The sequence below is a fragment of the Microbacterium sp. GCS4 genome (assembly GCF_001262495.1).
Classification (GTDB): domain Bacteria; phylum Actinomycetota; class Actinomycetes; order Actinomycetales; family Microbacteriaceae; genus Microbacterium.
Map to the genome: position 1 here is coordinate 1,128,234 of NZ_LGYE01000001.1, position 15,181 is coordinate 1,143,414.

At 70.1% G+C, this 15,181-nt stretch carries 11 protein-coding genes; all 11 read right to left on the bottom strand.

What is annotated here, in order from left to right; genetic code table 11:
- Nucleotides 1–56 precede the first annotated feature (56 nt).
- Nucleotides 57–4,691: an ExeM/NucH family extracellular endonuclease gene (locus AKH00_RS05485; protein ID WP_050721637.1), complete on the bottom strand. Its 4,635-nt coding sequence runs from the start codon at nt 4,689–4,691 to the stop codon at nt 57–59.
- A gap of 236 nt (nt 4,692–4,927) precedes the next feature.
- Complete coding sequence (locus AKH00_RS05490) at nt 4,928–5,686, bottom strand: SURF1 family protein (protein ID WP_082297477.1); 759 nt, start codon at nt 5,684–5,686, stop codon at nt 4,928–4,930.
- A gap of 55 nt (nt 5,687–5,741) precedes the next feature.
- Complete coding sequence (locus AKH00_RS05495; RefSeq protein WP_050721639.1) at nt 5,742–6,857, bottom strand: GuaB3 family IMP dehydrogenase-related protein; 1,116 nt, start codon at nt 6,855–6,857, stop codon at nt 5,742–5,744.
- 66 nt (nt 6,858–6,923) lie between these two features.
- Entirely contained in the window at nt 6,924–8,612 is a 1,689-nt protein-coding gene (locus tag AKH00_RS05500) for an ABC-F family ATP-binding cassette domain-containing protein (RefSeq protein ID WP_050721640.1), read from the bottom strand.
- A 67-nt stretch (nt 8,613–8,679) separates the two neighbouring features.
- A complete protein-coding gene (locus AKH00_RS05505; RefSeq protein ID WP_050721641.1) occupies nt 8,680–10,461 on the bottom strand; it encodes a sensor histidine kinase in 1,782 nt (593 codons plus the stop codon).
- Nucleotides 10,458–10,805 carry a response regulator transcription factor gene (locus AKH00_RS05510; RefSeq protein ID WP_050721642.1) on the bottom strand — a complete coding sequence of 116 codons (348 nt, stop codon included), beginning with the start codon at nt 10,803–10,805 and terminating at the stop codon, nt 10,458–10,460. Before AKH00_RS05510 ends, AKH00_RS05505 begins: the two co-directional genes overlap by 4 nt.
- A complete protein-coding gene (locus AKH00_RS18110) occupies nt 10,802–10,945 on the bottom strand; it encodes a hypothetical protein (RefSeq protein WP_200903803.1) in 144 nt (47 codons plus the stop codon). The genes AKH00_RS05510 and AKH00_RS18110 overlap by 4 nt, the downstream gene beginning before the upstream one ends.
- Nucleotides 10,942–12,429: a glycosyltransferase family 2 protein gene (locus AKH00_RS05515; protein WP_050721643.1), complete on the bottom strand. Its 1,488-nt coding sequence runs from the start codon at nt 12,427–12,429 to the stop codon at nt 10,942–10,944. The genes AKH00_RS18110 and AKH00_RS05515 overlap by 4 nt, the downstream gene beginning before the upstream one ends.
- Complete coding sequence (locus tag AKH00_RS05520; RefSeq protein WP_050721644.1) at nt 12,429–13,136, bottom strand: PHP domain-containing protein; 708 nt, start codon at nt 13,134–13,136, stop codon at nt 12,429–12,431. The genes AKH00_RS05515 and AKH00_RS05520 overlap by 1 nt, the downstream gene beginning before the upstream one ends.
- Nucleotides 13,133–14,122, bottom strand: coding sequence for an ATP-grasp domain-containing protein (locus AKH00_RS05525; RefSeq protein ID WP_050721645.1), 990 nt, complete (start codon nt 14,120–14,122; stop codon nt 13,133–13,135). Before AKH00_RS05525 ends, AKH00_RS05520 begins: the two co-directional genes overlap by 4 nt.
- A complete protein-coding gene (locus AKH00_RS05530) occupies nt 14,122–15,165 on the bottom strand; it encodes a response regulator (protein ID WP_050721646.1) in 1,044 nt (347 codons plus the stop codon). The genes AKH00_RS05525 and AKH00_RS05530 overlap by 1 nt, the downstream gene beginning before the upstream one ends.
- Between the last annotated feature and the right edge of the window lie 16 nt (nt 15,166–15,181).

Here is a 15,181-nt window from a genome sequence, read left to right on the forward strand (position 1 = left end):
CGGAGGCCGTCGGGATCGATCCCGACGGCCTCCGCCTGCGTCATCCTGCTACCGGATCAGAACCATCCGGAGATCAGGTCCCAGAGCCAGTCGAGGAGATCCCCGATGAGGCCTCCGAGGCCGCCCGCCCGGTTGACGGTGACGGTCGCCGTCGCGGCATCGCCGTCGGCCTGCGCCACCGCGACCGTGTACTTCCCCGGCTTGGCGTTCTTCGGGACCGTCACCGAGGTGGAGAAGGTACCGTCGGCCTTGACCTGGACCGTTCCGACCTGCGCCGGCGCGCCCTTCTTCGGCTCGAGGGTGATCGTGAGGGTCTCCCCCGGCTCGAAGTCCGCGCCCGTGACGCGGAGCTTCTTACCGGCGGTCACCTTCTTGTCGACCGTGATGGTGCCCGCGAACTCCTCGGGCTCCTCCTCCGTGATCGTGAAGGGCACCTGCACCGTGGTCCCGGTCGAGGGCACCGTCACCGTGAGGGGCTGGTCGCCCGACACCCCGGACGGGACCGTGAACATCAGCGACGCGCGACCGGCCTCGTCGGTGGTGTCGACGATGGTCGGGTCGACAGCGCCCGCCGCGAGCTGCGTGCCGCCCAGCGAGAGCGTCACCTCGCCCGGTGCCGCCTCCCCGGCGCTGAACGCCAGCGAGGACAGCGCGACCGTGACCTGGTCGCCGGCCGAGTACCCGTCGGCGTCCGGCGCGCTGACCGTGACGCCCACCGCGCGCTGAGCGAGGTCGGGGGTCGCGGTCTTGTTCGCGTCGAACCAGTCCACCATCGACTGCAGGTCGATCTTGCCGGTGTCGCGCTTACCCGTGCCCTCACGGAAGGTGAAGAAGTTGTCTCCACCCGCGGCGAGGAACGAGTTCGCCGCGACCGTGTAGTTCGCGGATACGTCGATCGGCGTGCCGTTCAGCGTGATCGAGGTGATGCGCGATCCCTGCGCCGCCGCCGGGTCGTACGTGTACACGAGGCCCTCCGACAGACCGAGCTTGAGGAACGGACGCGCCGCCCCTGCGGGCTGCCACTGCTCCTCCAGCACGCCCTTCAGCTGCGCTCCCGTCAGGGTCAGCGTCACCAGCGTGTTGGCGAACGGCTGGACCGTCGCCGCCTCGCGATAGGTGACGTTGCCGGCGGGGTCGTTCGCGTTCGACGAGGCGTACGTGAGGTTGGCGCGGATGCCGCCCGGGTTCATGATCGCGATGTCCGCGCCCGTGGACCACTTCTGCACGTCCGCGACGAAGTTGCCGATCGTGGACTCGCCGCCCCGGTTCTCCGAGCCGTTGCTCTGGCGAGCACGGTTGAAGTCGGCGGTGATGTCGCCCACCTTGACGGCACCGAGCACGTCGGCCTCGGCCTTCGCCTTGGCGACGATGTCGGCGACCTCCGGCACGGCCGGGTACAGGGCCTGGCCGTTCGCGGTGAGGGGCTTGATCTCGTTGGTGATCGAGATCAGGTCCTTCGTCTTCGGGTCGACCTGGATGTTCATCAGGCCCAGGTTCTCGCCGTACTGGCCGGCCGAGATGACCGGACGTCCGTCGATCACGTGGTTGTAGGCCAGGTGCGTGTGCGCCGAGACGATCGCGTTCACGTCGTCGTCGACACCGTAGACGACCTCGCCCAAGGGCGAGTCGGGCGTGATGCTCGACAGCTCGACGCTCGCCGCGCCCTCGTGCACGAGGAGGATGATGACATCCGCCTCGCCGTTGGACGGATCGCCGTCCTTGAGGTCTGCGGCCACGGCGTTGACCGAGTCCGCGATGCTCCGCACCTCGAGATCGGCGATGCCCTCCGGCGACACCAGAGAGTCGAGGTCCTCCGTGACGGCGCCGATGAAGCCGACCTTGACGCCGTCGAGCTCCTTGACCCAGGCGGGAGCGAGAGCGGGCTCACCCGTCTCGGTGAGGAACACGTTCGACGAGATGTACTCCCAGTCCGCGCGGTCCTGCACACGGTCGCGCAGATCCTCCCAGCCCTGGTCGAACTCGTGGTTTCCGGCGGCGCTCACGTCGAGACCGGCCGCGTTCAACGCGTCGATCGTGGGGTTGTCGTCGTTGATGAACGAGGTGAACGTCGAGGCGCCGATCAGGTCGCCGACGCCGGCGAAGATCGTGTTCGGGTTCTCGGAGCGGAACTGCTGGACGGCTCCCGCCACGACCGCGGCACCTGCTGCGGCCCCGTCGGCCTCGATGCGGCCGTGGAAGTCGTTCATCGTGACGACGTCGATGCTCACCGGCGGGATCTCCGAGGAGACGCCGACGACGATCGGGTCGTGGTCGCTGGAGCGGAACGGCGTGCCCGCCTCCGTAGCGCCGAACGCGTAGCCGCGGTCGCTCCACTCGGGCGAGTTGATGCTCCAGACACCCGCACCCGTGATCGAGGCGGCGAGGGACGGCGACGCGAGCACGTGGTCGAGCGAGCCGAGCTCGCCGTCGAACGTGTACGTGTGCTGACCCGGCGCCTTCTCGGGGGCGACGTCACTCCAGCCCGCGCTCGTGAAGACGTCGATCGGGTCTTCCTTCGCGTAGGCGTTGAAGTCGCCGATCAGCAGGATGTCACTGCTGCCGGTCTCCTCCTCGATCGTCGCGGTGAGGCCCTTGAGCGAGTTCGCCTGGGCGACGCGATCGGCGTTGAAGAAGCCCTGGCCGTCGGCGGGCTCGGCGCCGCCGCCCTCGGGAGCCGACTTCGACTTGAAGTGGTTCGCGACGACCGTGACGGTGCGGCCGTCGATGTCGAACGCCTGCGCGATCGGCTCGCGGGCGTTGCCCCACACGCTCTCGTCGGTGATGGTCAGGCTGTCGCCGACCGTCGACACGTCATCCTTCTTGTAGATGATCGCGCTCGTGATGAAGTCGGTCGTCGCCGCGTCATCCAGCGCCTCCGGCGTGCGGACGTAGTCCCACACGTCGTCGCCTGCCGCCTCGTTGAGGCCGTCGACCAGGTCGGCGAGCGCGGAGTCGAGCGTGCCGCCGAGCTTGATCGAGTTCTCGATCTCCATGAGTGAGACGATCTCGGCGTCGAGTCCGTTGATCGCCGCGACGATCTTCGACTTCTGGATCGCGAACTGAGCGGCGTTCGCCGCGCCGCGGGCGTTGGAATTCTGGCTCTTCAGCGTCGTGAAGTAGTTGAAGACGTTGAACGACGCGACCTGGACGTCGCCGCCCACCTCGGGGGCGGTCTCGACGCGCGGGTTGGTCGCCTCGAAGCCCACCTTCGCGGCGTCCGGCGAGGTGCTGTCGATCGGCACGACCGGCTGCAGGCGCCAGTCGTCGAAGCCGTAGGAGAGCACGTAGCCGTTGTCGCGGAAGTCGACCGTGTCGCCGTTCCGGACCACGAGATCCTTCGTGAAGTACGGCTGGTCGTTCGGGTGCCCGTTGTTCGTGACCTGGATGGACCAGCCGTCGTCGAGCAGCAGGCGGTTCGCCCGGTTCGCGGCGGCGATCGCCGTCGCCTCGGCACCGGGACGCGCGGTCTCGGTGCTCTTGACGTTGAGGTCGTCTCCGGCGTTCAGCCACAGCGTGCCGAAGTTGTAGAGCTGGTGGCTGGACGCGACACGGTAGGTGCCGGAGGGGGCGACGAACATGCTCTCGTACTGCTCCCGGTCGGCTCCGACCACGGTGTCGGGCAGCGGGGTGACCGCCGGCACGCCGACGCCCGCCTGCACGACGGAGACGCCCGCGAGCGAGGCGGGGTTGATCTGCGTCTGACCGAAGTACTCGCTGACCGAGCCGGTCACCGAGACGAGGTCTCCGATCGCGAGGGTCGGGGCAAGCGCGTTGAGGAACACGAACACGCCATCGGAGGCGCCCGGGGTCGCGTCGGTCTCACCGCCGGAGCCCTGTGTCTGGATCACGATGCCCTTGTAGCCGCCGGTGCGGTAGTCCGCCGTGACGACGCCCTCGACGGTGACGGTCTGACCGTTGAGAGGTGAGACGTCGGTCGTGCCCTGGACCTCGGCGATCGAGACCTTCTGCGGGTCGGTGCCCGGCTCCTCCGGCTCCTCCGGCGTCGATCCCCCCGAGTTCTGCGGGGTGATGGTGGCCGAGAGGGTGAAGTCGACGCTGTTGTCGTCGGTGTCGACGCCGTTCGTACGGTTGAGCGACTTGACATCCGTGTTCCCGGACGGCGCGGTGGCCGCCTTGGTCTCGAACGTGTTGGAGGTGCCGTAGCCGAGCACGTCGATCACCCCGTCGACGCCGGTGACGGAGCCGGGCGTGAGGGTCACGGCCGCGGTGCCGTTCACGAGGGCGAGGGTGCCGGTGGTGCCGCTCGGGTTCAGGTTTCCGGTCGCGTCCGGCGTCGGCAGCGCGGCGCCGTTCGCACCGTTGCTGCCGCCCTGGACCAGGTAGTACCCGCCGGCGGGGATGCTGCCGCTCAGCGGCGCGACGCCGTTGGAGTTCCCCGTGCCGGTCGCCGAGCGGTACTGCAGCGACAGGCCGTCGAGGGCGATCGCGGCATCCGTCGGGTTGTACAGCTCGACGAACTTGTTCGTGAACGCGGCCCCTGCGCTGCCACCGGACAGGTACGCCTCGTTGATGACGACCCCCGTCCCGGTGACGTCGGCGGACGCGGGTGCGGCGATCAGGGCGCCGGCTCCCAGAGCGGCGACGCACGTGCCGGCGAGGACGCCGAGACGCCTCCGGCTTCTGCGGTCGGCCCCGGGAACCTCGCGGCTCGCGGCATCGAAAGCGGGCATATCTCTGTCTCCTCGGTTTCCTCTGGCGACGGCTCTCATGGAGCCACTACAGCGCGCATTCACAGCCGGCGCACATGATGCGAGCCTAAGGAGCGCCTCGGACATCATCAACGGAGTTTTCTCATTGGTCACCCAGCGCTAACCGAACGGCCCGAGTGCACCCCTGACGAAGGTGGAAGACCGGAGCGGTCCACGCTCAGATGCGCGGAAGCCCATGCGCGGATGCGCGACGAGGCTCAGTCGGATGCCGCGGCCGCGGCGTCCTCGAACTCCTCGACCTCGCGCTCCCAGGCGTCCTTCGCGAGTCGATACCAGAGGTAGAAGGCGAAGCCGGCGAAGATCGCCCACTCGACCGCGTAGAAGACGTTGAGCCAGTTGACGGGCGACTGCTCCTCCGGGGCCGGGGAGGAGATGTCGACGAGGCCTGCCGAGGCCGAAGTGGAAGCCAGGTACGGGCGGTACACGTCCAGGTCGGCGGTGTCGTGCCAGCGGCTCAGCAGAGCGGCGGGCGACATCCTGTCCATGCGCTGCGGGTCGTCCCTCGGCGGGACGCTCGGGCCCTCGTCCGAGATGACGCGACCCGTGACGTCGACCGTCGATCCGTCGGCCTGCGCCTCGAGTTCCGCGACGGCGGCATCCGCGACCGCTCGATCGGCCGTCCACCCGATCGCGACGGCGATGGACGTACGATCGGCCACCCGAAGCTGTCCGGTGACCCAGAAGCCCTCGACATCGTCGTTGAAGCGGCTGGAGACGACGAGGAAGTCCTCGGGGACCCACGACCCCGAGGTCTCGACACGCTGTCCGACGAGCGGCTCCGGGAGGTACTCCCCCGGTTCGACGACCTCGGCCAGGGGACGCACCTGCTCGGTCACACCCGCGGGAGGCGGATCGGTGTCGATGGCACGCTCGAGCTGCCACTGGCCGAGCCAGGCGAACACACCGGCGACGACCAGGCACAGCACGAGCATCCCGATCCAGCGACCGCGGAGCATGACCTCGCGCAGGGTCGGCGGGAACAGAGCGGGGGACGACACGGTGATGCGGGACTCAGGCCTCGTAGGGGGCGAGCACGACCTCGACCCGCTGGAACTCCTTGAGGTCGGAGTACCCGGTGGTGGCCATCGACTTGCGCAGCGCGCCGATCAGGTTCGCAGTGCCGTCGGCGACGGGCGCGGGGCCGTAGAGGATCTCCTCGAGCGTGCCGATCCCGCCGACCTCGACGCGGCGACCGCGCGGGAGCTTCGGGTGGTGCGCCTCGGGGCCCCAGTGGAATCCGCGTCCAGGCGCGTCGGTCGCACGCGCGAGCGCGACGCCGAGCATGACGGCATCGGCACCCATGGCCAGAGCCTTCACGATGTCGCCGGACGTGCCGACCCCGCCGTCCGCGATGACGTGCACGTAGCGCCCACCCGACTCGTCGAGGTAGTCGCGGCGCGCGGCCGCGACATCGGACACGGCCGTCGCCATCGGCGCGTGGATGCCGAGCGTCGCACGGGTCGTCGAGGCCGCTCCGCCGCCGAAGCCCACGAGCACTCCGGCCGCGCCGGTGCGCATCAGGTGCAGGGCCGCGGTGTAGGTGGCGGCGCCACCGACGATCACCGGCACGTCGAGGTCGTAGATGAACTTCTTCAGGTTGAGGGGCTCGTCGACGCTCGAGACGTGCTCGGCCGACACCGTGGTGCCGCGGATCACGAACAGGTCGACGCCGGCCGCGGCGACCGTGTCGTAGAACTCCTGCGTGCGCTGCGGGGTGAGCGACCCTGCGACCGTCACCCCGGCGTCGCGGATCTCGGCGAGACGACGGGTGATGAGCTCGGGCTTGATCGGCTCGGAGTACAGCTGCTGCATGCGCACGGTCGCTCCGTCGGCATCCAGACCCGCGATCTCCGCGAGCAGGGGCTCCGGGTCCTCATAGCGGGTCCAGAGCCCTTCGAGGTCGAGCACTCCGAGGCCGCCCAGCTGACCGAGCATGATCGCGGTCTGCGGGCTCACGACCGAGTCCATGGGTGCGCCGAGCACCGGGATGTCGAAGCCGAAGGCGTCGATCGTCCACGCGGTCGACACGTCCTCCGGGTTGCGGGTGCGCCGTGACGGCACCACCGCGATGTCGTCGAACGTGTATGCGCGACGTGCGCGCTTGCCTCGGCCGAGCTCGATCTCCATGGTCACCCCCCCAGCCTACCGGGAGCGCACGCGGCGGCCGACGGGCGGGCACGCCCGAGGGAGGGATCAGCGCGCACGCTGCACCCGCCTCTCGTCCCACACCGGCTCGTCGGACTCGTAGACCGCGCCGTCCGCTCCGAACACCAGGAACCTGTCGAAGCCGCGCGCGAACCAGCGGTCGTGCGTCACCGCGAGCACCGTGCCCTCGAACCGCGCCAACGCGTCTTCCAGGGCCTCCGCCGATTCGAGATCGAGGTTGTCGGTGGGCTCGTCGAGCAGCAGCAGCGTGGCTCCCGAGAGCTCGAGCAGCAGCACCTGGAACCGCGCCTGCTGTCCGCCCGAGAGCGACTCGAAGGCCTGCTGCGCCTGGCGCACGAGCCCGTAGCGGTCGAGGGCCGAGCTCGCGGCATCCCGCGGCATCCCGGCGCGGCGTTCGTCGCCGCGATGAAGGATCTCCAGCAGAGTGCGCCCCACGAACTCCGGATGCGCGTGCGTCTGCGCGAACAGGCCGGGAACGACCCGTGCGCCGAGCACCGCGGCCCCGGTGTGCGCGACAGGGTGCAGCTGCTCCCCCGTCGAGGTCACGTGTCCCAGGCTCGGGTCGGGGTCGGTGCCGCCGCGGGCGAGCAGCCGAAGGAAGTGCGACTTGCCCGAGCCGTTCGAGCCGAGCACGGCGACACGGTCCCCGTACCAGACCTCCGCATCGAACGGACGCATGAGCCCCGTGAGCTCCAGCCGTTCGGCGACGACCGCGCGCTTGCCCGTGCGCGCGCCGCGCAGCCTCATGTCGAAGTCCTGCGCGGGCGGACGCTCCTGCGGCGGCCCGGCGTCCTCGAAACGGCGCAGGCGAGTCTGGGCGGCCTGATAGCGCGAGGCGAAGCCGTCGTTCGCCGAGGCCTTGACCTTGAGGGTGGCGACGAGCACGAGCAGCTTCTCGTGCTGCTCATCCCAGCGCCGCCGCAACTCGTCGAGCCGGTCCATGCGGTCGCTCCGTGCCTGGTGGTACGTGGCGAAGCCGCCGCCGTGCACCCAGGCGGTGGAACCGGCCCCACCCGGTTCGAGCGTCACCAGGCGGTCGGCGGCCCTGGCCAGCAGTTCACGGTCGTGGGAGACGAGGAGCACGGTCTTCGGCGTCTGCCGCAGCTGCTCCTCGAGCCAGCGCTTGGTCGGCACGTCGAGGTAGTTGTCCGGCTCGTCGAGCAGGAGCACCTCGTCGGGCCCCCTCAGCAGGGCTTCGAGCGCGAGCCGCTTCTGCTCCCCGCCTGACAGCGAGGTGAGCTCGCGGTAGCGGGCGCGTTCGAAGGGCACGCCGAGCGCCGCGACCGTGCACTGATCCCACACCGTCTCGTGCTCGTACCCGCCGGCATCCGCGTACTCGGCGATCGCTGTGGCGTACGCCATCTGGGTGTCGTGCTCGTCTCGGTCGATCAGGGCGTTCTCCGCCGCATCGAGCGCCTCGGCCGCCTGACGGATCCGGGCGGGCGCCACGCGCACGAGCAGTTCGTGCACCGTCTGGCCGGCCTCTCCGTGGCCGACGAACTGATCCATGACTCCGAGCCCGCCGTCTATCGTCACGACCCCGGCATCCGCCGTCAGGTCGCCGCGGATGATGCGCAGCAGCGTGGTCTTGCCGGCTCCGTTGGGGCCGATGAGCGCGCTCGTGGACCCGGAGCCGACGCGGAACGTCGCCTCGTCGAGCAGCGGTCTGCCGTCGGGAAGGGTCAGCGAGACCCCTGTGACATCGATGTATCCCACCTGCGTGGCCGTCCTTCCGCCCGCATGGCGAGCCGACCAGGCTATCAGGACTCCGACGCAGCGACGTTCACCGTCCGGCCGAGACCGCCTGCAGAGCCTCGGTGCGCGGTGCGGTCGGCAGGAACATCCGGAACTCGGTGCCCACGCCCTCCTTGCTCGTGACGTCCATGGTGCCGCCGTGCGCGAGCACGATCGCCCGGGTGATCGTCAGCCCGAGGCCGACCCCGGGCACCGCGTTGCGGGTCGCGGTCGACGCGCGGAAGAAGCGGGTGAACAGCATCCCCTGCTCGTCCTCCGGGATGCCGAGGCCCGTGTCCCGCACCGAGAGCTCAATGCCGCCGTCGTGCGCACGCACCGCCGCCGTGACGCGCCCACCGGACGGTGTGAACTTGATCGCGTTCGAGAGTAGGTTGTCGAGCGCCTGACCGATCCGGCCCGGATCCGCGGCCATGCGCACGGGTGTCTCGGGCACCTCGGCCACGAGGTCGATGCCCTCGCGCTGCGCATGCGGCCCCGAGGAGGCGACCGCACTCCGCACGAGCTCGCCGAGTTCGACGTCCTGACGCTCGAGCGGGAACCGCCCCGATTCGACCTGGGCTGTGAAGAGGAGGTCTCCCACAAGCGTGAGCAACCGTTGCGCGTTGCGCTCGATGATGCCGACGAAGTCCTGCTGCTCCTCGGTCAGAGGCTGCGCGGGGTCGTTCTGCAGAAGATCGAGGAACCCGATGATCGCGCTGAGGGGCGTGCGCAGCTCGTGCGAGATCATGCCGACGAACTCGTCCTTCATGCGCGCCACTTCGACCGCCCTGGTCTCGTCGGTGAGCACGAGCAGGTAGCCGCGCGTCTCACCATCGGCGTCCTTCCGCGGGCTGACGGTCACGCGTGCGGGGACGACCGTGCCGCCCGCGGTCGTGACGTCGATGTCGCCCTCCACCGTGCGCTCGGCGTCGGCCCGGGCGAACAGCGCACGGATGCCGGAGGGCAGATCGGCGTCCGCGGACGCGCACGGCGCATCGCCGACCAGCTGCGAGAGCGCGGACACGGAGAAGAAGCGGTCGATCCTGATGTCGTCGAGTGCCTCTCGGACCGACAGCCCGAGCAGGCGCTCCGACCCGGGGTTCCATTCCGTGATGGTCCCCTCGCGATCCACGGCGATCACGGCCTGCACGGTGATGGAGGCCCACAGGCTCTGGAACGAGTCGAGGAGCAGACGGTACTCGCGTTCCTTGTCGGTGAGCTGCGCCACCATCGCCACGTTTTCCGCCAGGGCCGACGTGCGATCGGCGACCAGCCGCTCGGCCTGCTCCGCACGGACGCGCTGCTGACGCGACAGCTCGTTCACGACGGCCGCCAATGCGGAGAACACGAGGGGGCCGATGACGCCGCGCAGCAGCTCGACGGAGGTGTCCGGCGGCTCGGTGAGGTACGGCATGAGGAGGGCGATCGAGGTGAGCGCCCCGACGGCGAACACGTAGCGGATGCCGGGAGCCGCCGCGATCCACACCACAGGGAGCAGGACGAGCGACGTGAACACCGACGTGGCGCCGCCGGTGCCCGCACGGAAGAGCCCGAGGCCGATGATGTCGATCATCGGGATCATGAGCACGATCCACCCGTCGTACACGCGCCGCGCCGTCAGGAATCCCGCCTGCAACGTGGCGAACAGCACGAGCGACACGCCGGCGAGGGCGGCGTCGGCGTTCGTGAAGGGCAGATCGGCGATCACCCAGGTCGCAGTCACCGCGAGAGCCGCGGCGATCGCGGTCGGCGCCTGCTTGATCAGGGGGCTGGGGTCGGTGAAGATCGCGTACCAGCCGATCTCGGCCCGGCGCAGCGGCGTCCCGTTCATCGCGCGACGCCCCGGAGCAGGGTGCGCAGTTCGGCGCCCCTGGTCGGCTTGGGGAGCGCGGCGTCCGCATCCGGGTACTCGGCCGTGTCCAGGACGGAGCTGACGATCACGAAGCAGTCCGGGAATCGGCGCCGCACGAGACGCACGCATTCCTCGCCGCTGATGCCGGGAAGCAGCAGGTCGATCACCGCGACCGTCGGCGATATGTCCTCGAACGCCGCCACCGCGGTCTCGGTGTTCACGGCCGCGAACACCTCGAACCCCTCCCGTTCCAGGTGCCGGGTGAGCAGCGTGATCTGATCCGCGCTGTCCTCGACCACGAGGGCCAGCGGCCGGATGCTCATCGGAGCAGCATCTCTCGCACGACCACGATCACGATCACGACGGCGAGCGACAGCAGCGCCTGCGGGATCAGCCGCTTCTCGCGGCGGGCGTCGGCGACGATCTCGGCCTCTTCGGTGTTCTGCGGGGATGCATCGGTCATGAGTCGACCCGTCCGATCTTCTCGGTCTTGATCCAGGCGGCGTCCGCGCGGCGCCACTCCTTGATGTAGGAGTCCACGGTGATCGCGCACAGCAAAGAGCCGTAGCCGCACACGTACAGCAGGAGTCCCGCGAAGAAGCGTCCGCCCGGGAGCGGCTCCACCGCGCGCGCGAGCCAGATGCCGAGCATCGAGATCGGACCCCACAGGTAGAAGACCACGGCCCAGATCAGCAGGCTGTGATCCGTCACGGGGAGGCCGAGGGCACGCAGCGTGCTCTCGAACAGCCAGGGGAACAGGGCGAACGCCATGAGGATCAGCGCGCCGAGCCCGGGGAACATGATCGCCTCGCGCCAGGACTGCCGCCCGATCCTCGGATCCAGCTGCACCGAGTACAGCATGGAGAAGATGTAGATGCAGGCGGCGGCGATCCACATGAAGCGGAAGACGAACTCGGCGATGTCGCTGTGCAGCAGGAGGAGCGCGAGCAGCCCCACTGCGGCGAGGAGCATGAACGCCGGCAGCAGCAGGATCGTGAACCAGGCGAGGCCGAAAGCGAAGCTCCCGAGGTTGTGCTCCGTGCTCGGACGGAACCAGAGCCTCTTGTAGATCGAGGTGAGCTGCACGTTGCCGCGCGCCCAGCGCAGGCGCTGCTTCCACAGCGCGTCGATCGTGCGGGGCTCTTCGGCCAGCACCACCGCGTGCGGTTCGAACACCATGCGCCGTCCGTGGAGCTGGCCTTCGAACGTGGTCATGGTGTCCTCGGCGAGCGTGCCCGTGGGGATCCGCCCTCCGATCGCCTCCAGGTTCGCGCGGGAGTGCAGTTGCGCGCCGCCCGCGAGGCACGCGATGGCGCCGCCCACGTTCTGCGTGCGGCGCGCCGACAGCTGCCCGATCACGTACTCGATGGCGATGAAGCGGGTGAGGTAGTTGCGATCCCGACTGCCCTCGGCGATGTACGCCGTCACGGCCCCGACCTTGTCGTCGGCGAGGTGCCGGCTGAGCTTGCGCAGCGAGTCGCGCGCGAAGATCACGTCCGCGTCCATGATGAGCACGGACTCGGTCCACTCGTCCGCGAGCACGATGTCGAGACCGTGGTTGAGCGTGTGCGCCTTGCCCTGCCCGCCCTGCTCGCGTCGCAGGTGCACGACCCGGCCCGGATGCGCTGCGGCCTTCGAGGCGACCACGTCGGGGGTGTCGTCGGTGGAGGCGTCGTCGATCACGAAGACCCGCAGGCGGTCGGCGGGGTATTCGAGCTGCAGCAGCCTCTCGATCGCGGGCCCGATCACGCGCCCCTCGTTCCACGCCGGGATCAGCACCGCGATCCGCGGGTGGTACGGCGCGGCCTTGTCGTAGTGGTTGCGGAAGGCGTGCAGGGGCAGCGCGAGGAACTGCAGCCCCGTGTTGACCACGGGCAGCGTGCCGATCAGCACGCAGAGCAGCAGGACGATGACCACCACCGTCTCGAGCCAGGTGAGTTCGGGCATCAGGCGTCCTCGTTCAGCAGTGCGGCGACGCGCTCGTAGCGGCCGACCTCGGCCGCCTCGTGGCTGTCGGTGGAGGCGACGATCACCGCCCCCGCGGCGCGCAGCGCGTCGAGCAGGGGCCGACCGGGGCATCCCCACTTCTCGTTGACCTCGACATGGGTGTCGGTGGCGACGGCGGTGCGCGCCCAGGCGTCGATGCGCTCGGCTCCGAGGTCGTCTTCGGAGAGACCGATCTTGGGGAGGATCGAGAAGCAGTGCGCGAGCTGGTTGCCCGGATGCCGGTGCATGGCCGCGACCAGGGCGGAGACCAGCTGGTCGAGCACGTCGGATGACGCCCAGCCGGCGGCTATCCGCTCGCGGACGGCCGTCGGTCCCAGGGGACCGTCGTCGCCGGGGAACTGGTGGTCGGCGATCAGGATGCGGTCGATGCCCGACGGGAGGTCGGGGATGTCGAGGGTGCCCGCGGCGTCGAGGATCTTGGCCTCCACTCCGGTCAGCACGGTCAGCCCCTCCGGCACGCGCAGTGCGCGGACTGCGTCGAGGTATTCGGGCACCCACGTCGTGTCGCGTCGCACGTGGTCGACGAGGCGAAGCGTCTCGAGGCCCCGTCGCTCGGCGGCGGCGACGTTCTCCTCGAGCGTGGCGACGGCGTCGTCCGAGAACGTGGAGTGCACGTGGTGGTCGCCGCGCAGCGCGGGATGGCTCACAGCTCCTCCTGGTGGCCGGCGTGCGCGGAGACGAGCACCTCGTCGACCTCGACGATGATGTCCTCGAGGAACCGCACCGAGGCGATCTCTCGGAACGGGATCGCGGCGGGCAGTTCGGCGCCGAGGAAGAGGTCGGCGACGAGCGAGGGGATGTCGACGCCGGCGGCGATCGTGAGCGGGAGCGCTCCCGGGAAGCGCGGATTGACTTCCAGCAGCATTGCGCGCCCCGCGCGGTCGCGCCGGAGCTGCACGTTCGCGACGCCGACCAGGCCGATCGCCTCGGCGATGGCCGTCGCCGTCTCGATGAGCTCGGGGTCGTGCACCGTGCGACCGGCGATCGCGACGCCGGAATCGACCCGCGCACGCGTGCGAGGGACCGCCGCCACGACGTGGCCGGCGGCGTCGGCGATCACGTCGACGGAGTACTCCTCGCCCGGCAGGAACTCCTGGACGATCAGCCCTTCATCGGTCGGCAGCGCCTCCAGCGCCGCCCGGTCGGGAACCAGCCGGATGCCGCGACTGCCGGCGCCCTGACGGGGCTTGGCGAACACGGGAAAGCCCCAGTCGACGGCGAGCGCATCCGGCCCGGCGAGGAGCGTCCGCGGGCTGCGGCCGGTCGCGTCGCAGCGCTCGGCGAGCAGGAGCTTGTCGAGGGCGGTGGTCAGGGTGTCTTCCGACGGGGCCGCGAGCACGGCGGGGGCGAGCTCGTCGCGGCGTCCGGCGAGCGCGACGAGCTCGACGTCGACCGTCGAGATCACGAGGTCGAGCGCATCCTCGGCCACCATGCGCGCGATCGCCGGCACGAAGTCGGCGTCGCGCCCCGGAGGCACCAGGCGTCGCTGCGCCGGCGGGACGAGGTAGATGCCGCTCGCCCAGCCGTCCATGTCGGCGGCGAAGACCGTGAGCTCGGGTCGGCGCAGGAGCGAGCGGATCACCGCGACTCCCGCCGGACCACCCGCACCGGTCACGAGGACGCGTGCAGTCATCAGCGCTCCAACTTCGTGAGTTCCTGGGCGCCGACGAACTCGGCGGTCTCCCGCACGACCTCGAGGGGCTCGACCGCGGCCCCTCCCCCGAACCGCGACCAGTAGCGCGCGGTGGCGGTCACGAAATCGGGGTCGAGGTAGTCGCGCGTCGCGGTCTGCGAGGCGAAGCAGGCCAACAGCTGGAGCTTCTCGCCGAGGTAGTCGTCGATGCGCACGAAGCGCGTCGGGCGGAAGTCGATGGTCGCGGACGGGCTCTGATAGCAGGCCACCGTGCCGACGCGGCGGGTCGCGACCAGGGTGGCCTCGTTCGCGGCGCGGTGATCCTGATGGCGGTCGTGGTCGGAGTGTGTGTACACGACCGTGGGTTGGACCTCGGCGACGACCTCCTCGATCAGGCGCACGGTCGCGCCTCCCCCGGAGATCTCGGTGTCGACGAGGTCCTTGAGGAACAGACGCGCACCGAGCCGCTCGGCGGACGCGAGAGATTCGTGCTGTCGGCTGTCGGCGTCGCCGCCGCGGGCGCCGCGGGACAGAGTGAGGATCGTGATCGCATCGCCCGCACGCGCATGGGCCGCGAGGATGCCGCCGACGCCGATCTCGACGTCATCGGGGTGGGCGCCGATCGCGAGCACGGTCTGCTTCGGGCGCCCCGATTCGCGGCGCGCCCGCCCCTCGGCGGCGAGGCGCGTCACTGCCTCGATGAGGCGCGCATTGTCGAGCGGCTTGGTGAGGAACTCGTCGGCCTGAGCGCGGAGCGCCGACACCGCGTACTCGACCGACACGTGGGCCGTCATGACGATCACCGGCACCAGCGGATCGCGGCGACGCAGCTCGGCGAGAAGCTCCAGCCCGTCGAGGCCGGGCATCTCGATGTCGGTCACGACGACGTCGGCAGCGAAAGACTCGAGTCGCTCGACGGCGGATCGTCCGTCACCCGCGGTCACGACCTCGCAGCCCGCGCGTCGTTGGAGCACGGTCTTCACGAGCAGGGCGACATCGGGATCGTCGTCGACGACGAGGACGCGGGGCGCGGCGTCGGTCATGGCAGCAGCTCTCGAT